The organism is Neoaquamicrobium sediminum, from assembly GCF_040970315.1.
Taxonomy (GTDB): Bacteria; Pseudomonadota; Alphaproteobacteria; order Rhizobiales; family Rhizobiaceae; genus Aerobium; species Aerobium sediminum.
This window is the reverse complement of the sequence record NZ_JAZHFV010000006.1, coordinates 94,056-114,925: the sequence shown is the minus strand read 5'-3', so window position 1 is coordinate 114,925 and position 20,870 is coordinate 94,056. Positions and strand designations below refer to the sequence as shown.

The following is a 20,870-nucleotide window of genomic DNA, read 5'->3' as shown; positions in this document are numbered from 1 at the left end:
GGCAATCGACCGGGGGACATGATGGATCCTATCTCCGACTGGATCGCCGACCGCGATCGCAAGATCGAGATCGGTAAATGGGGTCGGGATTTCTTCGACTTCCTGACCACCAATTTCGCCTGGTTCTTCGATTCTCTGGCGAGGGGCATAACCACTGTCCTCGACTTTTTTGTCGACCTGCTTCTGGCGGTGCCGCCCGTCGCGATCGTGCTGGCCATGGCTGGCCTCGCCTATCTCCTGCAACGATCCTGGAAGCTGGCGCTCGGCGTGGCGCTCGGGCTGCTCTTCATCATCAATCAGGGCTTGTGGGGAGCCACCGTGGAAACGCTGGTACTCGTCATCGCCGCGGCCTCTGCGTCGATGGCGATCGGCGTACCGATCGGCATCTGGGCGGCGCATAACGAACGCGTCTATCGCGTCCTGCAGCCGATCCTCGACCTGATGCAGACCCTGCCGACCTTCGTGTATCTCATTCCGGTACTAATCCTCTTCGGTCTCGGCATGGCGCCCGGCCTGATCGTAACGGTCATCTTCGCCAGCCCTGCCCCCATTCGCCTCACCTATCTGGGCATCACCTCCGTGCCGACGCCGATGCTGGAGGCCGGCGAGGCATTCGGAGCGACGAAGCGGCAGCTTTTGTGGAAGGTCGAGCTGCCGGCCGCCCTGCCGACCATCATGGCGGGCCTCACACAGTGCATCATGCTTTCGCTATCCATGGTCGTGATCGCCGCGCTGATCGGCGCGTCCGGCCTAGGCACGCCGGTGGTGCGCGCGCTGAACACGCTGAATATTCCGCAGGGTATCGAGGCAGGGCTTGCCATCGTCATCATCGCGATCATTCTCGACCGCATGACGCGCATCGAACAGGGCACCGGCAAATGAGCGTCGCCGTCGAGTTCAAGAATGTCGACATCGTCTTCGGCAAGGAGCAGCAGGCCGCGTTGAAGATGATCGACGCGGGCGCCTCCCGCGCCGAAATCCTCGACGCAACGGGCGCCGTGCTGGGCTGCGCCAATGCAAGCCTCACTGTCGAGCAGGGCGAGATTTCCGTGCTCATGGGGCTTTCCGGCTCCGGAAAGTCTACGCTGCTGCGCGCGGTCAACGGCTTGAACAAGGTCACGCGCGGCGAAGTAGTCGTGCACGACGACGACTGGGCGGCCGACGTCGTCTCCTGCCCACCCGCCGAACTGCGCAAGATCCGTCGCGAATGTGTTGCCATGGTGTTCCAGCAGTTCGCGCTGTTACCCTGGCGCACGGTGCGCGAGAATGTCGGCTTCGGGCTGGAGTTGTCAGGCGTGCCCGCCGCGCAACGCAAGGAGCGCGTGTCCGCGCAGCTTGAGCTGGTCGGCCTGTCGCAATGGGCCGACAAATATGCGCACGAGCTGTCCGGTGGCATGCAGCAGCGCGTCGGGCTAGCGCGCGCCTTCGCCACCGAAGCACCGATCCTGCTGATGGACGAACCCTTCTCGGCGCTCGATCCGCTGATCCGAACCAAGCTTCAGGACGAGTTGCTGGCACTGCAGGAGCGCCTCCACAAGACCATCATCTTCGTTAGCCACGATCTCGAGGAAGCGCTGAAGATCGGGAACCGCATCACCATCATGGAGGGCGGCCACATCGTCCAGACCGGCGCACCCGAAGAGATCGTGCTCTCTCCCGCCAACGACTACGTCCGCGACTTCATCTCCAACGTGAACCCGCTTTCCGTCCTGACGGCATGGAACGTCATGCGCGACCGGCGCGATCTTTCCGATGCCGGCGAGGGTTGGGTATGGCTCGACCGCCGCAAGACGACGCGCTTCCAGCTTGACGCCAACGGGCTCGTCACCGGCGCGGAAAGAAACGGCCGGCCGGCGATATGGACATCGTGCGATCCTTTCGAAGCGCTGCCTGAAGACGCCCACCAGGTCTACTGGGCCAAACCCGGCACGCCGCTCAAGGCGGTCATGCAGGCCATGCACCAGTCGCAGACCGCGCCCGTCGCTCTCTTCGACGAAAGCTCGCGCTTCGTCGGCGCAATCGGCATCCGCGACGTGTTGCGCGCCGTGCTGCGCCGGTAAGCTTTACCCACAGCCACAGGAAGAAAATCCTCACGAGGGTGGATTTTGCAACGCAGCAAGGTTATGCTGCATTGCGATCTCGTGTTTGGCCCGTTCGAGGCACATAACGGGAACCGTCGAAGGCGCGAGACGTTCACCTTGGCAAAGCCAGGAGGCAACGATGCTCGGCACAGGCCCGTCAAACAAGAACATCCCCCGTCGCAAGACAGCGCTCAACGCGCGTCAACGCACGGTTGATCTCAAGATTTCGCTGCCGTCCGGCAGCGACGGCGCGGCAAAGCGCCTTGCGCGCAAGATTCAGGATTCGGTTTCGCGCACGCTGTTGCGCGAGGGTGAAGACGCTTCGTGCGTCACCATCGTCGAGGACGGCTCGGCGCAAGAACATAAACGCACCAGCAAAGCCCGGTTGGGCCCGACCCCGGTCGGCTGCGGCGCCTGGTGGAACTTCTAGTCCGCTAAAGATGCCCGAAGAAGACGAACTCGACCCTTACAGTACCGCCCTGTTTCTCGATTTCGACGGCACGCTCGTCGACATCGCCGATCGCCCTGACGCGGTGATCCTCCGCGCGGAAGTCCGCGACGCACTCGACCTGCTTCACGATGCGCTGGACGGCGCGCTGGCCGTCGTATCCGGCAGGCCCGTTTCCGAACTCGACAGCTTCCTTGCCCCGCTGTTCCTGCCAGTCGCGGGCGTTCATGGCCTCGAAGTCCGCCACGGCACCACCGACGTGCAGCGCCACGGCTACGATAGCGCAGCGCTGGATCGACTCGTCGCATCGGCGCGCGCCTTTGCGGCCGACCATCCTGCCCTGCTGGTCGAGACGAAGGCAGGCTCCGTAGCGATCCACTACCGCCAGGAGCCAGAGCTGGGCGAGGCAGTAGAAAGCTTCGCCGATGACTGCGCACAGGCAGAGCCAGGCGTGGAAATCCTGCACGGCAAGATGGTCGCCGAGCTTCGCCTGGGCGGCCGCAACAAGGCCGACGCGGTTTCCCATTTCATGGAACGATCACCCTTTGCGGGCCGCACGCCGTGGTTCTTCGGCGACGACGTCACCGACGAAGACGGATTTCGCCGCGTCAACGAACTCGGCGGGCAATCGGTGAGGATCGGGCCCGGCCCGACGGCTGCTCGTCACAGCTTCGAAAGCATCGGCGCGTTTCATCGCTGGCTGGTGCGCGCCGCCGAAAGGGCAGCACTGGCAAAGACAATGGAGGAAGACGAAGTGACGGGAGGCAATCAGGCTCGCGGAACCAGACCCGGTATCCGCCCGGCCAGGACCATGGGGAACGTGACATGAGCAGACTGGTGATTCTTTCAAACCGCGTGGCTGACCTGCGCAAGACCAGCCAGTCGGGCGGGCTCGCGGTGGGCCTTGCCGATGCGCTGCGCCAGCGCGGCGGCGTCTGGTTCGGCTGGGACGGCGAGACGCTGCAGACACAGCCCCGCGAGGCCACCGTGGAGCAGGTCGGCAACGTGCGCATGATCTCGGCCGCGATGACGGTCGAGGACTACATGAACTACTATGTCGGCTACGCGAACAGCGTCCTGTGGCCGCTGTTTCACTACCGGCTCGACCTCGTCGACTTCCACGCGCCCTATTTCGACGCCTATCAGCGGGTCAATGCCAACTTCGCCGGGCTGGTCGCACCCTACCTGCAGGACGACGACCTGATCTGGGTCCACGATTATCACTTCATTCCCATGGCCAACTGCCTGCGCCGTCTCGGCTGCCGCCAGCGCATGGGCTTCTTCCTGCACATCCCGTTCCCGCCGCCGGACCTGCTGGCCGCCTCCCCGAACCACCGTTATCTCGTAGAGGCGCTGCTCGACTACGACGTGCTCGGCTTCCAGACGACAGCGGACACGATCAACTTCCGCCATTACCTGGAGGAATGGGGCGTGGGCGAAGTGCTCGACGAGCGCACGATCCGCTACAAGGGCCGCACCATCGCCATCGACCGCTATCCGATCGGCATCGACGTCGAGACCTTCCGGGATATGGCTCGTAATGCGCCCGACGACGTGCGTATCGACAGCGCGCGCCGCGAAAAGCTCGGACGCAAGCAGATCATCGGTGTCGACAGGCTCGACTATTCCAAGGGCCTGCCGGACCGCTTCCAGGCTTTCGGCAAGCTGCTGGCGCAGCATCCCGAGCTGGAAAAGCAGGTGACCTTCCTGCAGGTCGCGCCGCCCACCCGAGAGGACGTCAATGCCTATTCAGACATACGCGACGAGCTGGAGGGCCTGACGGGCTCGATCAACGGACGCTTCTCGGACTTCAACTGGACGCCGCTGCGCTACATTCACCGCCCCGTCCCGCGTGAGACGCTGGCAGCCCTCTTCCGCGCCAGCCACGTTGGCTTGGTGACGCCATTGCGCGACGGAATGAACCTCGTCGCCAAGGAATTCGTTGCCGCGCAGGACGACGAAGACCCTGGCGTCCTGGTTCTTTCGCAATTTGCGGGTGCCGCCGAGGACATGACGGAAGCGCTGATCGTCAACCCATATGACACGGACACGATGGCCGAAGCGATCCACCAGGCGCTTATGATGCCACTGGACGAGCGCAAGGCTCGCCACAAGGCGCTTCTCGATCATATCCTTCATCAGGACACGCAGCGGTGGCTGGCGACGTTCCTCAACGACCTTGAAACTGCCGGCGGTCACACCAACCCGCCGCCCGACAGTCTCATCGCCGCCGACGCGGCCTGACCGGCGGGTTTGCATCCCGTCGGCCGGGCGGCTATCAGGTCGACCGTCAGCACAAGGAGCCTTATGCGCAGCAACGTCATCACCGGTTTTCCCCGCGGGGAGTGAACGGCCCAAGGGCCGAATGACACGTTGTGCGCCGCAGGCGCCTTACTGACGGAATATCTTACATGACCGAAAAACTACGCATCCGGGCCTATGGTCCGGACGACAGGCAGCGGCTGCTTGCCATCTGGCATGCCGCATCTCTGAAGGGGCATCCCTTCTTCACCGCCGATCAGCTTCGCGAACAGGCCAAGCTTGTCGGTGAAGCCTACCTGCCCAAGGCTGAAAACTGGGTTGCCGCGCTTGCCGACGAGCCCATCGGCTTCATCGGCCTTCTGGACACCTTCATCGGCGGATTGTTCGTCAATCCTGCTCGTCATGGAACAGGCGCAGGTCGGCACCTTGTCGAGTACGCATTGTCGCTGAAGGGTGAGTTGTCGCTGGAAGTGTTCGCCCTCAACACAAGCGCCATCGGCTTCTACCGCCACATCGGCTTCGTGGAGACCGGCAGACGCATCAGCGACGAGCACGGCATGCCGCTCGAACTGGTCGCGATGCGCAGCAGCTAGCGATACCCGGTCGCGGCGGCACGCCTGCCGCGACCGACCACTTGCGCGTTCCGGAACACAGGTGAAAGGGCCATGCTCGCATCTTGCATCGCCCGGCAGGGCACCGCTAAGATGGTGTCAAATTGTTCTATTTCATAACAATATTTGCGGAGGAATTTCCATGAACCCATCAGGTCAGGTCGCGATCGTCACCGGCGGCGGCTCCGGTCTCGGTGAAGCGACGGCACGTGCGCTTGCTGCGAAAGGCGCGAAGGTCGCGCTGTTGGACATCGGCATCGAGCGCGCCGAGGCTGTGGCCGCCGAACTCGGCGGCATCGCGGTCAAGTGCGACGTCTCCAGTGCCGAGGCAGCGGAAGCCGCCATCGCCGAGGTCGCAGACAAGCTCGGCACGCCGCGGATTCTGGTCAATTGCGCCGGCATCGCGATCGCCATGAAGACCACGGGCAAGGACGGCGCCCACCCGCTCGACCTTTACCGCAAGGTTATCGAGGTCAATCTCATCGGCACGTTCAACATGATCCGGCTCTTCGCCGCTCGCGTCGAGCAGGCCGAACCGCTTGAGGGCGGCGAGCGCGGCGTCATCGTCAACACGGCGTCGGTCGCCGCCTATGACGGCCAGATCGGCCAGGCAGCCTATTCCTCCTCCAAGGGCGGCGTCGTCGGCATGACGCTTCCGATCGCCCGCGACCTTGCCCGCTCCGGCATCCGCGTGATGACGATTGCGCCTGGCATCTTCCGCACGCCGATGCTCGCCGGCCTGCCGGAGGATGCGCAGAAGTCGCTCGGCCAGCAGGTGCCCTTCCCTTCCCGTCTCGGCGACCCTGCGGAATATGGCGCGCTTGCCAGCCACATCGTCGAAAACCAGATGCTCAACGGTGAGGTGATCCGCCTCGACGGCGCGATCCGCATGGCGCCGAAATAAGCGCGGAACCGGCGGCGATGGAGGAGGCAACCCGCAAGACCGGCCCATTGACCGGCTTCACCGTTATCGAGATGGCGGGACTGGGTCCTGTGCCGCATGCCGGCCTGATGCTGGCCGAGCTTGGCGCGCGTGTGGTGCGCGTCGAGCGGCTGGCCCGGGAGCAAGCCTTCCTCAACCTGCCGCCGCAATACGACCTCGACAGGCACGGCCGCGAGATCATCCGCATCGACCTGAAGCGTGCCGAAGGCACCGCGTTAATGCTGCGGCTGGCAGCCGGCGCCGATGCGATCCTGGAAGGCTTTCGCCCCGGAGTCATGGAGCGGCTGGGGCTCGGTCCCGAGGCGCTGCTCGTCTCAAACCCACGCCTCGTCTACGGGCGGATGACCGGGTTCGGCCAGGACGGCCCACTTGCTGCGCGGGCCGGACATGACCTGACCTATCTGGCGCTGTCCGGCGTGCTGCATGCGATCGGTCCGAAGGACGGCAAACCCGTGCCGCCACTCAACCTGGCGGCGGACTATGGCGGCGGCACCATGTTCATCATCATGGGCGTGCTCGCCGCCCTGCTCGAGGCGTCGCGCTCGGGCAAGGGTCAGGTGGTCGACGCCGCGATGATCGATGGCGCGTCCATGCTGGCGGCGCCCTTCTTCGCTTTCATGGCTGCGGGCATCTGGCAGGACCGACGCGGAGTGAACCTCCTGGATTCCGGTACGCCCTTCTACGACACCTACACCTGCGCCGATGGCCGCCATGTCGCCGTCGCCTGCCTGGAGCCGCAGTTCTTCGCCGAGTTCTGCCGCCTGCTGCCGCTGGACGGGCGCTTCGCGCGCGCGCAATACGACCAGTCGCTATGGCCGGACATGCGGGCTGCGATCGCGTCACGGATCGCCGAGCGTCCACGCGACGACTGGGCAGCGCTGTTCGAGCCGACCGACGCCTGTGTCGCCCCGGTGCTATCGCTTGGTGAAGCGCCGGAGCATCCGCACAACAAAGCGCGCAGCACGCACGTCGAGGCCGACGGCCTCACGCGCCCTGCCCCGGCACCCCGCTTTTCCCGGACCATCACGACCGTTTCGCCGCAGGCCCTCCGCGACAGCGCAGCCACGCTCCGGGCGTTCGGCATCGACGAATCGGAAGCGGAGCATCTTGCCAGCGAGGGTATCGTCGGCCGATAATAAGACTTTCACAGTCAACTTATTGGAAGCGATCCGTTGTCAGAAAAGAAGAAGGACGTCCTGCGCGAAACCGACGATGAGGCGATTCGCCTCGCGCGCACGCTGTTGCGGTCCTCGCGCTATGGCGCGCTTGCGGTACTCGATCCTGAAACGGGGGCACCGATGGCCAGCCGGGTCGCGGTTGCAACCGACCATGACGGCGCCCCCATCATCCTGATCTCCGCTCTTTCCGCCCACACTGGCGGCATTGTTGCCGATCCGCGCTGCTCGCTGATGTTGGGCGAGCCCGGCAAGGGCGATCCGCTCGCTCATCCGCGCATCACCATTGCCTGCAACGCGGAGAAGATCGCGAAAGACGACCCGCGACACGGACGTATTGAGTGGCGTTTCCTCTCGCACAATCCGAAATCGAAGCTTTATGCTGGGCTGGGCGACTTCGCCTTCTTCCGCCTCGTTCCACAGCGCGCCAGCCTCAACGGCGGGTTTGGCAGGGCTTATGCGCTGACCGTCGATGACCTGATGATCACCGGGTCATCTCTCGACGCGATCGCGGCAGCCGAGCCGGGCGCGGTCAAACACATGAACGAGGACCATGGCGACGCCATAGGCCGCTACGCGATCTATTTCGGCAAGGTGCGAGAGCCCGCCGACTGGATCATGACGGGCATCGACGCCGATGGCTTCGATCTTGCCTCTGGCGACCGCACGATGCGGATTTTTTTCCAAAAACCTCTCGTCGACGCCCAGGATATGCACAAGACACTTGTCGCCATGGCTGTCGAGGCTCGCCAGGCGCTAACCGCGATTGGTCCAGTTTGAACCAAGCGGTGCGCAATGATGAAACTGTCTCATAAACGCTTGTTATCTTGGAAGTTTGCGCTACGTTAGGTTGCAGGCAGGTAATAACTGGGCCGATTTACAACCTGCCTTTCGTTCGATGTTGTTGCCCCCACAACGTCTTCGAAAGATGCGGCAACGGGGATACGATGGTTTCTGATCAGCTTGTCGACAACGCCGACATGGTTGCCGAGTTTCTGTCTGCCATCGGCAACGGAAAAAGGCTGGCGATCATGTGCCACCTCCTGAGCGGCGAAATGTCAGTCGGTGAAATTGCGGAAAAAGTGGACTTGAGCCAGTCTGCGCTGTCGCAACATCTGGCGAAGCTTCGCGCAATGGGCCTCGTGGAGACCCGTCGCGAGCGGCAGATGATCTTCTATTCCTGCTCCTCGGCAAAGGTGCGCGAGGTGCTGGTGACGCTCGACGGCATTTTTGGCGCAAGGGCCGCAGCCGAGTAGGATTGCCACTGCGCCGACCCGAGTTTACCTCTGCCGGTATCCGCTCGCGAATCCGGGAGAGCCACTTTGGCGCAGGGCCTCAGCCACATCACCTTCATCGTCCGCGATCTCGATCGCATGGAAACGATACTGTTGTCCGTGCTCGGTGCCCGCAAGGTTTACGATTCCGGCGACGATACCTTCTCCCTGTCCCGTGAGCGCTTCTTTCTGGTCGGCGACGGCGACAACGCCGTGTGGATCGCAACGATGGAGGGCGATGCGCTACCTTCGCGCACGTACAATCATGTCGCCTTCAAGATCGACGATGCCGACTACGATGCCTGCCTCGCTCGCGTGACAGGGCTAGGCCTGGAGATACGCGAGAGCCGGCCGAGGGTCGTGGGCGAAGGCCGGTCGATCTATTTCTACGACGACGACAACCACATGTTCGAGCTGCACACCGGAACCCTGGAAGAGCGCCTGAAGCGTTACGCCAGGGGCGCGGGAGACGCCGCGTGACGCAAGGCGGCTACGACCCGGCAATCGCGATCCGCATCGAAACTCCGGACGATCCGCGCATTGCCGCCTACCACGCCATCCGCGAGCGCGACCTTGTCGGCCGGGAGGGCCGTTTCATCGCCGAGGGCAAGGTTGTCCTGAACGTGCTGTTTTCCGCCCGCCGCTTCGCGGTCGAATCGGCGCTGATCCTGGAACAGCGCCTTCCCGGCATGGCTGAAACGCTGGCGCTGGCTCCCGCCGCGATGCCGGTCTACGTCGCCTCGCAAGCCGTCATGGATGCGATCGCGGGCTTCCATATCCACCGCGGCGTGCTGGCGCTGGGCCGTTGTCGCGCCGAAGACGATCCCGAGGAGATGCTCGCCGGCCTGCCCGCCGACGCGCTGGTCGTCGCACTTGTCGGCATTTCCAACCACGACAATATGGGCGCAATCTTCCGCAACGCCGCGGCTTTCGAGGCAGATGCGGTACTTATCGATCCAAGCTGTTGCGATCCGCTCTATCGCAAGGCGATCCGCGTTTCCGTCGGGGCGGCACTCAAGGTGCCTTTCGCCCGTATCGCCGACGAAGCGGCGCTGGTCGACATGCTTGCCCGCCACGGCTTTCGCCAGTTCGCACTGTCCCCATCCGGCAGTCGCGCCGTCGATACCGTAAACCGCGACGGCCGCACGGCGCTTTATCTCGGCACGGAAGGGGCCGGCCTGCCGCCTGCCCTGATGGCGCGCATGGAAACGGTGCGCATTGCGATGTCTCAGGACTTCGACAGCCTCAACGTCGCCGCCGCCTCCGCCGTCGCGCTGCACCGACTGTGGCGGGAACGGTAGGGATAACCGTCAGCGTGGCGTGGCTGCGGCTTTCTGCAATGCACGAATGCGCTCTGCAAGGCTCGGCGTGCCGCTCTTGCTCTCACCCGTGTCGGCCGCCAGCGCCTTGTGTATCGGCGAATCCGGCTCATCCAGCATCGCCGTCAGGTTAACCACCTCGGCCGCCAGATCGTTGATCTGCTCGCGAAGCACCGCGCTCTCGCGCCGCTCTTCGTCCCATCCGTCGGAACTGGCGCGCTCCACACTGTCGAGCGAAGCCCGCAGCTTCTTGTTCTCACGTGTCAGCACGGTCAGCCGCTCTTCCAGCCGCTTCCGGTCGCTTTCCAGTTTTGATGTAGCCTTGTCGACGTCGCCGCCGGTTGCACCGGCAACCAGTGTCGAGAGCCGCACCGTCAGCTCCGCCACTTCCGCCTCGAGCTTGGCGCGTTGTTCCTGTTCTTCGGCCAGTGCCTGCTGAAGGTCGTGCTCGGTCGCGCCGCCGCCCTTGACCTGGTCACGCAGCCGCGCCAGTTCCCGCTCGCGCCGCTCCAGCTTGTCGTCCCGGTCAGAAAGCGTGGTCGTCAGGCGTTCCACCTTCTTTTCAAGCGCGGCATGTTTCTTCTGCTCCTCGCGCAGCGCATCGCGCGCTGCCTTGTGCTCGGCAACGACCTCGCGAACTCGCCTGTCGGCTTCCTTGCGTTCGTTGCGCAGCGTCGCGACATCGTCGGTGAGCTTTTCCAGCTTCGATTCCTGCGCCACGATCTCGATCTGGCGGCTCGACGCGCTGAAGCTTGCCTCGTCATACATGCGACCGAGCTTTTCTAGCTCGATCGCCCGTTCGCCCAGCATACGCTCGTGCTCGCCGAGCCGATCGGTAAGCCGCTGGAGTTGCTCCTCGCGCTGACGCAACTCTGTGCGCAGTTCCGCAGCGCGCGTTTCCATCTGGGTGACAGCGGCGTTCTTCTCGTCGCGCTCCTCGGCGATACGCTTCAGCTCGTCACGGTTTCTGTTGATCTCGACGATCTGTTCCGACGCTTTCTCGCGAAACGATTTGAGGCTCATTTCGAGCCGCCGCGTCGACATCGCGAACTCTGCCCGCAGCCGGTCCTTGTCGGCCTGGATCTCATCCATGGTCAGCGGCACAGACGCCTCGATGCGCTTGCGCGTCAAGGCGACCGCCCGTCGCCAGATGGCTGGTGCCACCATCAGCGCGAGGAATGCCGCGCACAGGAAACCGAGAATGAAGAAGAGCGTCGTCTGGATCACTGCGTTTCGTCCAATCCACGCCGCGCGGCGCGCGGAACCCAGGCTCTATGTGCCACGGCGGGACAGCAGGAATCCAGTGCCGTGCGCGCCGTTGCGCACGGTAAGGTTAAATGAGCGGGCGCACGCTCAGAAGGGATTCCAGGTCGGCGACTGCGTCAGCTTCAGATAGCCGACGTTCAGCCCGAGCCTTGCGCCTACGCCGGTACGCACCGGCACCAGCAGGACCGGGCCGTTCTTGAGCACGGTGAACCCGAGCCCCGCCACCACATAGGCAGAACCCGCAACGCCGGCATAGCGGCGATAAAGCGCAGGAATGCTGTCGAGGTTGTAGACCAGGATCATCGTGCGCGAGCCCTGCCCGCCGAAATCCCATCCTAGCGAAGGGCCCTGCCAGAAGACGGAATGGTCACCCACATTCTTGGTGTAAAGGGTGCCTTCGCCAAACGTCAGGCCGCCGATCAGCGCGCCGGAGCCTTCCTCACCGAGGATATAGCCATTCGGCATGCCGTAGGATGAAAAAATCTGTTCGACCACCGAGGCGAGCCCGCCCGATGTTGTGCCGAAGAACTGGTGCCCGGAATCGAGCACCTCCTGGGCCGTATAAGCCTCGCCGGCCGCAGCCCGGGCCGGCAGCGCCGTCGATGTCGCGGCAGCCACGGCAAACAGCATCGCAGCTACCACGCTGATCACGTTTCGAGGAAAGAGCCTGCAGAACATGCCTTCTATCTCCGTATCGAACTGCCCCACCGCGTCGCGGCGCATGCGGACCTTCGGGACCGCATCGACACGCCAATATCATTCAAACTATGACCGAAACCTTATCCAATCATTAACCATTGGCCTGCCGGCCGCCGAAACGCGTAAACCGTTGCTTTACCGAAGCGTATTGGAGCGGCTTGCCAGCGGTGGTCGTTCGGGTTTCCTTGTCGCGCTGCCTTCCTTGTGTAACCAATATCCGGCAATTGAAGGGGTGATTCGCCAGCGGCGCACGGCGCAACGCTGGTGTTTTGTATGAACCGAAAGACAGACGACAGGGACGCTTTCCGAATGGCCGATATTTTGACCCTTTCCGCACCGGATCTCGCGGCCCTTCTTTGCAGCAGGGTCTGTCACGACATCATCTCCCCGGTGGGTGCGATCAACAACGGCCTCGAACTACTCGATGAAGGCGGCGCCGACGAAGACGCCATGCGCCTCATCCGCACCAGCGCGCGCAACGCCTCGGCGCGGCTGCAGTTTGCCCGCATCGCCTTCGGCGCGGCTGGCTCAGCGGGCATGCAGATCGACACTGGCGACGCGGAGAGCGTGGCGACCGCCTTCCTCGCCAACGAGAAACCTGAATTCGAGTGGCAGGGTGCCCGCGCGCTCTTGCCCAAGAACAAGGTTAAGTTGCTGCTCAACCTGATACTGGTCGCCAACGCCGCAATTCCGCGCGGCGGCAAGCTGACGGTTCAGCTTCACGATCTGGATACCGCGCCGCGCTTCACGCTGACGGCCAACGGACCGATGGTGCGTGTGCCGGCCCGTTTCCTGGAACTCCATTCGGGCGTCAAGTCGGACGAGCCGATCGACGCGCATGCCGTTCAGCCCTATTACACCCTGCTTCTGGCACATGAGGCAAGCATGACGATTTCCATGCGGGCCAGCCCCGAAGAGATCGTGCTGACGGCAGCCTGAGAGCTGCTTCCAGTCCACGCGGAGACAGGTTTGCCGGGCTTGCGTGCAAGGCCGTTGCGGCCGATTTAGCACCAGGCCTCTATGCGCAGCGTTTAACGCATTTTTTAGCTAGCCAGTTACGGTGATTTTTACCCAAAGCCCCTAGTCTGCCCGCAATGCAAGTCGGTGTGCATGAAAGGGGTGGACTATGAAGCGCTGCATGATCGTCGATGACTCGAGCGTCATCAGGAAGGTCGCCAAGCGTATCCTGAGCGGTCCGGAGATGACCGTGACTGAGGCTGGGCTGGCGGTGGAAGCACTGGCCATCTGCGCAAGCGACATGCCCGACATCATCGTGGTGGATTCAAGCCTCCCCGACATGATGACCGACGAGTTCATTCGCCAGGCAATGTCGATCAGTGAACTCTACACCCCGTATATAGTCATCTGCATGACCGAATTCGATGTCGGCACGATCATGCGTGCCAAGCGGGCCGGTGCAAAAGGCTATATCCTGAAGCCATTCAATCGCCCGCAGCTTCTCGAGCGTTTTCGCGAGATGCAGGTCGCAGCGTAGCGAACAGCCTAATGAAACAGGGCCGCTGACGACGTCAACGGCCCTGAGATTCTGTGAAGCGCTAGTCGCTTTACGCGCTTTCGCGGATTTCCTCGGGCTCACGCAGCACATAGCCGCGGCCCCAGACCGTTTCGATGTAGTTCTGTCCGCCGGATGCGGCATCGAGCTTCTTGCGCAGCTTGCAGATGAAGACGTCGATGATTTTCAGTTCCGGCTCGTCCATGCCGCCATAAAGGTGGTTCAGGAACATTTCCTTGGTGAGCGTCGTGCCCTTGCGCAGCGAGAGCAACTCCAGCATCTGGTATTCCTTGCCGGTCAGGTGCACGCGCTGACCACCGACCTCGACGGTCTTCGCGTCGAGATTGACCAGGAGATCGCCGGTGTTGATGACCGACTGTGCATGGCCCTTAGAGCGACGCACGATGGCATGGATGCGCGCAACCAGTTCGTCCTTGTGGAACGGCTTGGTCATGTAGTCGTCGGCTCCGAAACCGAGGCCGCGCACCTTGTCCTCGATGCCGGCCATGCCGGAGAGGATCAGGATCGGTGTCTTAACCTTGGAAAGCCGCAGCGTCCGCAGCACCTCGTAACCCGACATGTCGGGCAGATTGAGATCCAGCAGGATGATATCGTAGTCGTAGAGCTTGCCCAGATCCACGCCTTCTTCGCCGAGATCGGTCGTATAGACGTTGAAGCTCTCCGATTTGAGCATCAGCTCGATGCTTTGTGCGGTCGCACTATCGTCTTCAATGAGCAGAACGCGCATTAATGTCCCCTTTCCCGCCGCCAGACCGGGTTCGGCATGCTTCCGGCACCGGAACAGTGATTTTCTGAATCGGAACCTGCCACGCAATGGTTAACAAAATATGATTCCGCATGGCAAGCGATATTAACCCTTTTCAGCTACTGCCCGTACCTTCTTGAATCTAAATGTTAATCCCATGAGTCGTGAGCTCATGTGATGGTTGAGCAAATTCCGGCAAGTGACTCAATAGGAGTCATTTTGTCGGCTCGACCCTCGGTTGAGCATCTTTACCCGCCCTTAAGTCCTCTGCGCTATGATTAACAATGCGCGTAAACGAATGGTTACCAAGAGCGCAGGGTTAGTAATTTGTTTCCAGATTGCCCCGATAGTGACGGACGGGGCGCGTAGCGGGAGACAGGCGCCGCGTTTGACGGTGCGTAGTATGCGTTTCGGGAGTAGCGAGTGATGAAGTCACGTGAGAACCTGGTGCGGCTCAAGCAGTTTCAGGTCAACGAGAAGCGCAAGCAGCTCTTGCAGCTCGACATGATGATTGCCGAGTTCGATCGTATGGCGACTGAGCTGGATTTGCAGATCGTGGCGGAAGAAAAGAAGGCGGGGATCACCGATACAGGTCATTTCGCCTATCCGACCTTCGCCAAGGCGGCACGGCAGCGCCGCGACAATCTCAAGAATTCGCAGGCTGACCTCCAGCAGCAGCGCGAAGCCGCCGAGTCGGCACTGAATGAAGCCGAGGCCGAGCTTTCCAAGGCCGAGATGCTGGAATCCCGCGACGGACGCGGCCGCGATGTAGACAGCGGTGGTCGCAGTGCGATGATCGGCTAGGTCGTCCCGCCCGCTGGGCGGCACGACCATCAAATGCAGCCGGCGCGCTTCAGCGCCGCGCGAAACGGACGGGGCTGACAATTATACAGTGTGCGCCCCTCCCTATCACTCCCGGCCTTACCCGAGATGACAGCGCCTGGCAGCGCCTGTCGCCACCCCGTGGTTGAGGTTGGTGCTTGGGACACCTGCTAACGTTTCCTCCCTCAAGGTCACGGCTGGCACATCCCGCAGCCGGATCTTAGCGCAGGCTATCCGAACCTCCATTCAGCAGCACGGCCGGGTTGTCGGCACGGTACATCCTTCGAGGCGACGCTGAGCTCGTAGAACGGAAGTGTCGAAGGGTGCGCCATTTCCGTTAACCGGCCGCACCATCGGATCGCGCGGACAAGGGTCAGGTGTAGTGGTCGCTAAGCTTCCCTGGCCGGGCTGACGGCAGCAGGGTGAGCGCTATTCGCTGGATGCACTGAAAAGTCGCGTGAGCGAGAAGCTGCTCGCGTGCCGGCGACAGCGGGTCGCCCGTCGTCCGGCGCCCTCGCGAAGTGCCAGCGATCCAACCAATCGGCCGCAGGCCGCAAGCGCGACCGGGCGTCCGAGCTGATGCGAGGCCGTCGCAGAGGGCCAGCGAGCAATGCAGCCCGTGAGCGAAAACTAATGTCGATATTGCTGGATGCGTGTCGTGCGAAGGCCGGCGAGGCCGTATTCGTCGATCGAAGCCTGCCAGGAGAGAAATTCCTCCACGGTCAGCTTATAGCGCTGGCACGCCTCCTCAAGGCTGAGCAGGCCGCCGCGAACCGCAGCAACAACTTCGGCCTTGCGTCGGATGACCCAGCGCCTTGTATTGGTGGGCGGCAAATCCGCAATGGTAAGCGGGCTGCCATCCGGCCCAATCACATATTTGACCCGCGGTCTAACCAGATCGGTCATCGTACTCTCTAACGCAAACTCTAGGACCTAATCACGCTGAGCCTAACCCGGTGGTTTTAAAAAATGGCTAAGCACGCCATAATGCTTAAGTAACGATTATGAATCCCGCGTTAGGCTTTTCGGGCTCATTTAAGTCGAATGTGAACCAACGCTTTTCCCGGCCTCGGCCGTGGCGGCGGCACGAGCCTTGACCTATATTGCGCGCGGGGGCATGAAGCCGCCGAAACCAGACCGAAGCGGAACGAACGCGCCATGAACAGCCTCGATCTCCCCGGCCGCCCGGAAGAGACGCGCATCGTCGTCGCGATGTCGGGCGGTGTAGATTCCTCAGTCGTCGCCGGCCTTCTCAAGCGTGGAGGCTACGACGTCGTCGGCGTCACGCTGCAGCTTTACGATCATGGCGCCGCAACACACCGCGCCGGTTCCTGCTGTGCGGGCCAGGATATTGACGATGCGCGGCGTGTGTCGGAGACGCTGGGCATCCCGCATTACGTCCTCGATTACGAGAAGCGCTTCAAGGAAGCGGTGATCGATCCATTCGCCGAAAGCTACGTCGCCGGCGAAACCCCGATCCCGTGCGTCTCGTGCAACCAGACTGTAAAGTTCGCCGACCTGCTGGAAACCGCGCGCGAGCTCGGCGCCGACGCGCTCGCCACCGGCCACTATATTCGCAGCAGGGCCAATGGTGCCCATCGCGCGCTTTATCGCCCCGTGGATGCCGACCGCGATCAGAGCTATTTCCTGTTCGCCACCACGCAGGCGCAGATCGATTTTCTGCGGTTTCCTCTCGGCCATTTGTCCAAGCCCCAGGTTCGCGCCGAGGCCGAGGCCATGGGGCTGGTCGTCGCCAACAAGCAGGACAGCCAGGACATCTGCTTTGTGCCGCAGGGCAAGTATTCCGACATAATCGCGAAGCTGAAGCCGACCGCGGCAACGCCCGGCGACATCGTCCACATCGATGGCCGCGTGCTCGGCAGCCACGAAGGCATCCTGCGCTATACGATCGGCCAGCGGCGCGGCATCGGCGTCGCCTCCGGCGAGCCTCTTTATGTCGTCCATCTCGACGCGGATCGCGCGCGCGTGATCGTCGGCCCGCGCGAAGCGCTGGAAACGCACAAGATATATCTGCGCGACCTGAACTGGCTGGGAGACGAAGCGCTCTCCTCGCTGCCTACAGGCGGGCTGGAGCTGTTTGCCAAGGTGCGTTCAACCCGTCCGCCACGGCCGGCCGTGCTGCACCATCGCGACGGCGCGAGCTGGGTCGAGCTTGTCGATGGTGAATCCGGCATCGCGCCCGGTCAGGCCTGCGTGCTCTATTCGGACGATGGCGACGACGCCCGCGTATTCGGCGGCGGCTTCATCGAGCGTTCGGAGCGCGGCGCCGAGGCCGAGGCGATGCTGTCGCGTCTCGCTGCCCAGCCGGCACGCCAGAGCGCCTGAGCCTAACAGGCAGCGGCATCTGCTTCCGGCCGAAAAATTCTTGAATCAATCGTGGGTGACGGTTCCCGCCGTCAGGATGCGCAGCACGCCGATCGCTTCTTCGCCGTCGGTGCGCGGGTTGGCGCGGGTCTGGATGCAGTCGATGAAATGCTCCAGTTCGCGTGTCAGCGGCATGCCCGACGTGACCGGCACGTAGGACGGCTCGTTGGTCGTGAACGCCCAATGGCCGCTGTCCTGCCAGACGGCGTGGCGATAGACGGCGAGCTTGCGGTCCCAGGGTTCGACGTCGTCGAAGACGGCCATCGCCTTGGTGCCCACCACGGTCAGCCGGCGCTCACGATAGGGATTGAGCCTGGACGTGAAGAGATGGCTGCGCAAGCCACCGGGAAAGCGCATGTGAAGGTGCGCGAAATCGCTCAGATGATCGAGCAGCGCGGCGCCCTCGCCGCGGATTTCCGTCGGCGGTGCACCGGTGATGGCTAGGATCATCGACAGGTCGTGCGGCGCCAGGTCCCACAGGGCGTCGTTCTCGGTGTGGAACTTGCCGAGACCCAGCCGGTGGGAGTGGATGTATTTGACCGTGCCGAGCTCGCCGGCATCGATGAGCTGCTTGAGCTGCTCGAAGGCGGGGTGAAAGCGCAGCACATGGCCAACCATGAAGACGCGTTCATTGGCCTTGGCGGCGGCAACGGCGCGCTCCGCGTCCGGCACCGTCAGGGCGATCGGCTTTTCCACCAGCACATCCTTGCCAGCTTCCACGGCGCGGATCGCGGCGGCGGCATGGTGCTGCGGAGGCAGCGCCATCACGATCGCATCGACGTCGTCGCGGCCGTAAAGCTCGTCCGGGTCGACCGCGATGCAGTCCTGCTCGCTCGCGAATCCCTCCGCCCGTGCAGCGTTCGCATCCGAAACGGCATGCAACGCCCCAAGCGATTTGAGGGTGCGGATGTGGTTGGAGCCCCAATAGCCGCATCCGAGGACGGCGATACGCGGTTTCATGAACCCTGTAGCTGGAAAATGTCGACGCCGAGACATAGTCGCGCGGCCAGCCGAACTCAACCCCGCCACGCATGAAAAGCGGCAATGCGCACCGCAACTTTTCGCACACGCACAATGCTTGACAGCGCCGCCACCGCCCCCTTATATCCGCCCGACCTTGGCAATCGCCCTGCCGCCCCGGAAACCGACGGGCGACAGATTTCAAAGCGAGCGCAGCGGGGCGGAGTAGCTCAGTAGGTTAGAGCAGAGGAATCATAATCCTTGTGTCGGGGGTTCGAATCCCTCCTCCGCTACCATCAAGCCCCACACCCGCTTGACCCGATTGGGATAGGCTCGTCAGGCTTGGCTATCTTAACCCACGCGATGTGAAGGGCGGCCGTGTCGTCTTGTTCGACATGGGCGGCACAGCAGTCAGGATCGATGACGATGGTCCGAAAACTTGCCTGATCGTTCCCGATCTAGATACCGAACGGGACAAACATCGCGCCGGCCCCTGCGCGGCGTCGATTTGCTCAGTAATCATACTGCACGCATCGTACCGCCGCATACGGACCGCGAGCTGACGGTGTCAGATACGGACATCGTCAAGGTCGACACGTCGGTAGATCGCTTCGGCAAACGAGTATGCCGCGAAAGCAATGAGGCCGACACCCATCAGGGAGAGCAACAGCCAGCCCAGCGGAAGCCCCTGCACGAACTCAAGCGCAGCTTTCGAGCTCGCCTGTTCCCCACCGCGCACCGAGCGCGTTGCGAGGAGGAAGGCCAGCACCAGGAAGATGATCCCCCGCGCGATCAAACCTGCCCTGGCGATCGGGTGTAGGACAAGCATCGTTTCGTCATCGGCATTTATGTATCGGGCGTAGCGCTTGCCGACCGCCTTGATGAGATGAGCCACACCCACGCCCGCTAGCGCTATGGCCAGGGCGGCAGCAACCCAGCGTGCGCCCACGAAGCCGGCAAGGGTGTCGGCCCAGCCGCCCTCACCTCCTCCGCTCCCGAAGCCGCCAACACCCGCAAGCGACAGACTGTAGGAGGCAAGGACGCCGTAGGTGATACCGCTGACCAGCAGTCCGCCACGGATTGCAAGGCCCTTGGCTCCTGTGCCGTGGTTGTCGGTGTCGAATCCAGCCTGAATGAAGCGCCAGAGGGAATAGAAGACCAACCCGGCGACCAGCAGATAGGCAATGACACTCCCGCCGACGCCGGAAAAAAGCACCGACAGCGCGTCGCGTGAGCCCATGGTTCTGCCGCTCCCGACAGCAGCCAACGCGGCGAAGAAACCAATTACCGCGTAGATCAGTCCTCTAGCTGCATAGCCCGCGCGAGCGAACAGTCGGAACCAGCTCTTCACCTCATTGGCCACGACGCTCTCCTGCTGGCGCGCGTTTCAATGGGAGATGAATGCTCCAAGGGATCAGTCGTTCCGCGGCACAAGGGCTTGCCGGGGACGAGACGGGATCTGCAGTGTCTTCAGGGAAACGCTGGCGGCGCTCAAACCCGTGGCCGCCGATTTCGATGTTTGGGGTGCCGGTCGAATAGCTCGCAAGGTTGGGAAAGCCTAGGGAATCCGAGAAAGAAACATCAACCCGCGTAAACCCAAAGGGATGACTGTCGTGGATCCGCTCCTAGCGTTTCGTAGCGAGCCACACGAGGTGCCTCGCACCACCAGCACGCACGCGCACCTCCTCGACCTCCAGACCGGCTTGCCGCAGACGTTTTGCAAACCGTTGATCGGGGGCGGCGGACCAAATGGCCAAAACACCGCCGGGATTGAGCGCCGCGTGCGCGGCAGCCAGTCCCGTTGCGTCATAGAGCTGGTCGTTCTCCGAGCGGGACAGCCCATCCGGGCCATTGTCGACATCGAGCAATATGGCGTCGAACGGCCCGTTGTGGCGGATCACCGGCGCAACGTCGCCCTCGTGAAGGATGACACGCGGACACGTCAGACTTGCGCCATGAACGCCGGCGAGCGGACCCTTCGCCCAGGCAATGACGCTCGGCACCAGTTCGGCAACAATGATCTCACACTGCTCGGAAAAATGCGCGAGCGCTGCCCGTAGCGTAAAGCCCATGCCGAGACCGCCGATCAGGATCCGGGTCCCGTCACGCTTACCGATCCGCTTTGCCGCCAGGATCGCCAGCTGTTCCTCAGAGCGGCCCCGGCGGCTGTTCATCAACTCGATCGTGCCCGACATGATGGAAAACTCGCCGCCCCGTTGCATGAGCCTGAGTTCGCTCCCGCCGGGCACAGGGGCTCGATCCACTTGCTTCCACGCCAGCATGCTATGTCTTCATCTGTAAGGAAAACCAGGTTGTGCTTAAGGGGCAGTCACGCTCATGTCTTCA

The 20,870-nt window shown here is 62.8% G+C and carries 23 protein-coding genes and 1 tRNA gene; 17 read left to right on the top strand and 7 right to left on the bottom strand.

Going from position 1 to position 20,870, the window contains the following annotated elements; all coding sequences use genetic code 11:
- Positions 1-21: 21 nt before the first annotated feature.
- The 12 genes from choW (at position 22) to V1479_RS17260 (ending at position 10,095) form a co-directional block, all read left to right on the top strand.
- Positions 22-882, top strand: coding sequence for a choline ABC transporter permease subunit (gene choW, locus V1479_RS17315; protein ID WP_368804041.1), 861 nt, complete (start codon positions 22-24; stop codon positions 880-882).
- Positions 879-2,060, top strand: coding sequence for a choline ABC transporter ATP-binding protein (choV, locus tag V1479_RS17310; RefSeq protein WP_368804040.1), 1,182 nt, complete (start codon positions 879-881; stop codon positions 2,058-2,060). Before choW ends, choV begins: the two co-directional genes overlap by 4 nt.
- 160 nt (positions 2,061-2,220) lie before the next feature.
- Positions 2,221-2,511 carry a hypothetical protein gene (locus V1479_RS17305; protein ID WP_368804039.1) on the top strand — a complete coding sequence of 97 codons (291 nt, stop codon included), beginning with the start codon at positions 2,221-2,223 and terminating at the stop codon, positions 2,509-2,511.
- Between the two features lie 10 nt (positions 2,512-2,521).
- Complete coding sequence (gene otsB / locus V1479_RS17300; RefSeq protein WP_368804038.1) at positions 2,522-3,358, top strand: trehalose-phosphatase; 837 nt, start codon at positions 2,522-2,524, stop codon at positions 3,356-3,358.
- Entirely contained in the window at positions 3,355-4,773 is a 1,419-nt protein-coding gene (gene otsA, locus V1479_RS17295) for an alpha,alpha-trehalose-phosphate synthase (UDP-forming) (RefSeq protein ID WP_368804037.1), read from the top strand. Before otsB ends, otsA begins: the two co-directional genes overlap by 4 nt.
- 167 nt (positions 4,774-4,940) lie before the next feature.
- On the top strand, positions 4,941-5,384 hold the full coding sequence (locus tag V1479_RS17290) for a GNAT family N-acetyltransferase (protein WP_368804035.1): 444 nt from the start codon (positions 4,941-4,943) through the stop codon (positions 5,382-5,384).
- 160 nt (positions 5,385-5,544) lie between these two features.
- Positions 5,545-6,306 (top strand): 3-hydroxyacyl-CoA dehydrogenase, encoded by a 762-nt coding sequence (locus tag V1479_RS17285; RefSeq protein ID WP_368804034.1) that lies wholly within the window; start codon positions 5,545-5,547, stop codon positions 6,304-6,306.
- Positions 6,307-6,323: 17 nt separating this feature from the next.
- The gene (locus V1479_RS17280) at positions 6,324-7,481 is read left to right on the top strand and encodes a CaiB/BaiF CoA transferase family protein (protein ID WP_368804033.1); all 1,158 of its coding nucleotides are present in this window, start codon (positions 6,324-6,326) and stop codon (positions 7,479-7,481) included.
- 36 nt (positions 7,482-7,517) lie between these two features.
- Positions 7,518-8,300 carry a HugZ family pyridoxamine 5'-phosphate oxidase gene (locus V1479_RS17275; RefSeq protein ID WP_368804032.1) on the top strand — a complete coding sequence of 261 codons (783 nt, stop codon included), beginning with the start codon at positions 7,518-7,520 and terminating at the stop codon, positions 8,298-8,300.
- A gap of 167 nt (positions 8,301-8,467) precedes the next feature.
- Positions 8,468-8,776 carry an ArsR/SmtB family transcription factor gene (locus V1479_RS17270; RefSeq protein WP_173192840.1) on the top strand — a complete coding sequence of 103 codons (309 nt, stop codon included), beginning with the start codon at positions 8,468-8,470 and terminating at the stop codon, positions 8,774-8,776.
- Positions 8,777-8,842: 66 nt separating this feature from the next.
- A complete protein-coding gene (gene fosX / locus V1479_RS17265; RefSeq protein WP_368804031.1) occupies positions 8,843-9,274 on the top strand; it encodes a FosX/FosE/FosI family fosfomycin resistance hydrolase in 432 nt (143 codons plus the stop codon).
- Positions 9,271-10,095, top strand: coding sequence for a TrmH family RNA methyltransferase (locus V1479_RS17260; protein WP_368804030.1), 825 nt, complete (start codon positions 9,271-9,273; stop codon positions 10,093-10,095). The genes fosX and V1479_RS17260 overlap by 4 nt, the downstream gene beginning before the upstream one ends.
- 9 nt (positions 10,096-10,104) lie before the next feature.
- Here the strand turns inward: V1479_RS17260 and V1479_RS17255 are convergent, their stop codons facing one another.
- On the bottom strand, positions 10,105-11,340 hold the full coding sequence (locus V1479_RS17255; protein WP_368804029.1) for a coiled-coil domain-containing protein: 1,236 nt from the start codon (positions 11,338-11,340) through the stop codon (positions 10,105-10,107).
- A gap of 126 nt (positions 11,341-11,466) precedes the next feature.
- Positions 11,467-12,057, bottom strand: coding sequence for a DUF1134 domain-containing protein (locus V1479_RS17250; RefSeq protein WP_173193696.1), 591 nt, complete (start codon positions 12,055-12,057; stop codon positions 11,467-11,469).
- Positions 12,058-12,387: 330 nt separating this feature from the next.
- Here V1479_RS17250 and chpT point away from each other — a divergent pair, with 330 nt between their 5' ends.
- Together chpT and V1479_RS17240 are read left to right on the top strand one after the other, a co-directional pair.
- Positions 12,388-13,017, top strand: a complete 630-nt coding sequence (gene chpT, locus V1479_RS17245) for a histidine phosphotransferase ChpT (RefSeq protein ID WP_173193698.1) — start codon at positions 12,388-12,390, stop codon at positions 13,015-13,017.
- A gap of 187 nt (positions 13,018-13,204) precedes the next feature.
- Positions 13,205-13,573, top strand: a complete 369-nt coding sequence (locus V1479_RS17240; protein ID WP_173192845.1) for a response regulator — start codon at positions 13,205-13,207, stop codon at positions 13,571-13,573.
- A gap of 70 nt (positions 13,574-13,643) precedes the next feature.
- Here V1479_RS17240 and ctrA read toward each other — a convergent pair whose 3' ends face one another.
- On the bottom strand, positions 13,644-14,339 hold the full coding sequence (gene ctrA / locus V1479_RS17235; protein WP_173192847.1) for a response regulator transcription factor CtrA: 696 nt from the start codon (positions 14,337-14,339) through the stop codon (positions 13,644-13,646).
- 444 nt (positions 14,340-14,783) lie between these two features.
- Here ctrA and V1479_RS17230 point away from each other — a divergent pair, with 444 nt between their 5' ends.
- Positions 14,784-15,161, top strand: a complete 378-nt coding sequence (locus tag V1479_RS17230; RefSeq protein ID WP_173193700.1) for a flagellar export protein FliJ — start codon at positions 14,784-14,786, stop codon at positions 15,159-15,161.
- A 648-nt stretch (positions 15,162-15,809) separates the two neighbouring features.
- On the opposite strand, the gene sciP is transcribed toward V1479_RS17230, so the two are convergent.
- Entirely contained in the window at positions 15,810-16,085 is a 276-nt protein-coding gene (gene sciP, locus V1479_RS17225; protein WP_148916391.1) for a CtrA inhibitor SciP, read from the bottom strand.
- A 252-nt stretch (positions 16,086-16,337) separates the two neighbouring features.
- Between sciP and mnmA the strand changes: the two genes are divergently transcribed.
- Positions 16,338-17,525 carry a tRNA 2-thiouridine(34) synthase MnmA gene (gene mnmA / locus V1479_RS17220; protein ID WP_368804028.1) on the top strand — a complete coding sequence of 396 codons (1,188 nt, stop codon included), beginning with the start codon at positions 16,338-16,340 and terminating at the stop codon, positions 17,523-17,525.
- A gap of 45 nt (positions 17,526-17,570) precedes the next feature.
- Here mnmA and V1479_RS17215 read toward each other — a convergent pair whose 3' ends face one another.
- Positions 17,571-18,524, bottom strand: coding sequence for a Gfo/Idh/MocA family protein (locus tag V1479_RS17215; RefSeq protein WP_173192851.1), 954 nt, complete (start codon positions 18,522-18,524; stop codon positions 17,571-17,573).
- Between the two features lie 219 nt (positions 18,525-18,743).
- Between V1479_RS17215 and V1479_RS17210 the strand changes: the two genes are divergently transcribed.
- Positions 18,744-18,820 (top strand) — tRNA-Met (locus V1479_RS17210).
- Positions 18,821-19,092: 272 nt separating this feature from the next.
- Here V1479_RS17210 and V1479_RS17205 read toward each other — a convergent pair.
- Together V1479_RS17205 and V1479_RS17200 are read right to left on the bottom strand one after the other, a co-directional pair.
- On the bottom strand, positions 19,093-19,887 hold the full coding sequence (locus tag V1479_RS17205) for a DUF1206 domain-containing protein (RefSeq protein ID WP_368804027.1): 795 nt from the start codon (positions 19,885-19,887) through the stop codon (positions 19,093-19,095).
- Between the two features lie 262 nt (positions 19,888-20,149).
- Positions 20,150-20,806 (bottom strand): polyamine aminopropyltransferase, encoded by a 657-nt coding sequence (locus V1479_RS17200; RefSeq protein WP_368804026.1) that lies wholly within the window; start codon positions 20,804-20,806, stop codon positions 20,150-20,152.
- Positions 20,807-20,870 lie beyond the last annotated feature (64 nt).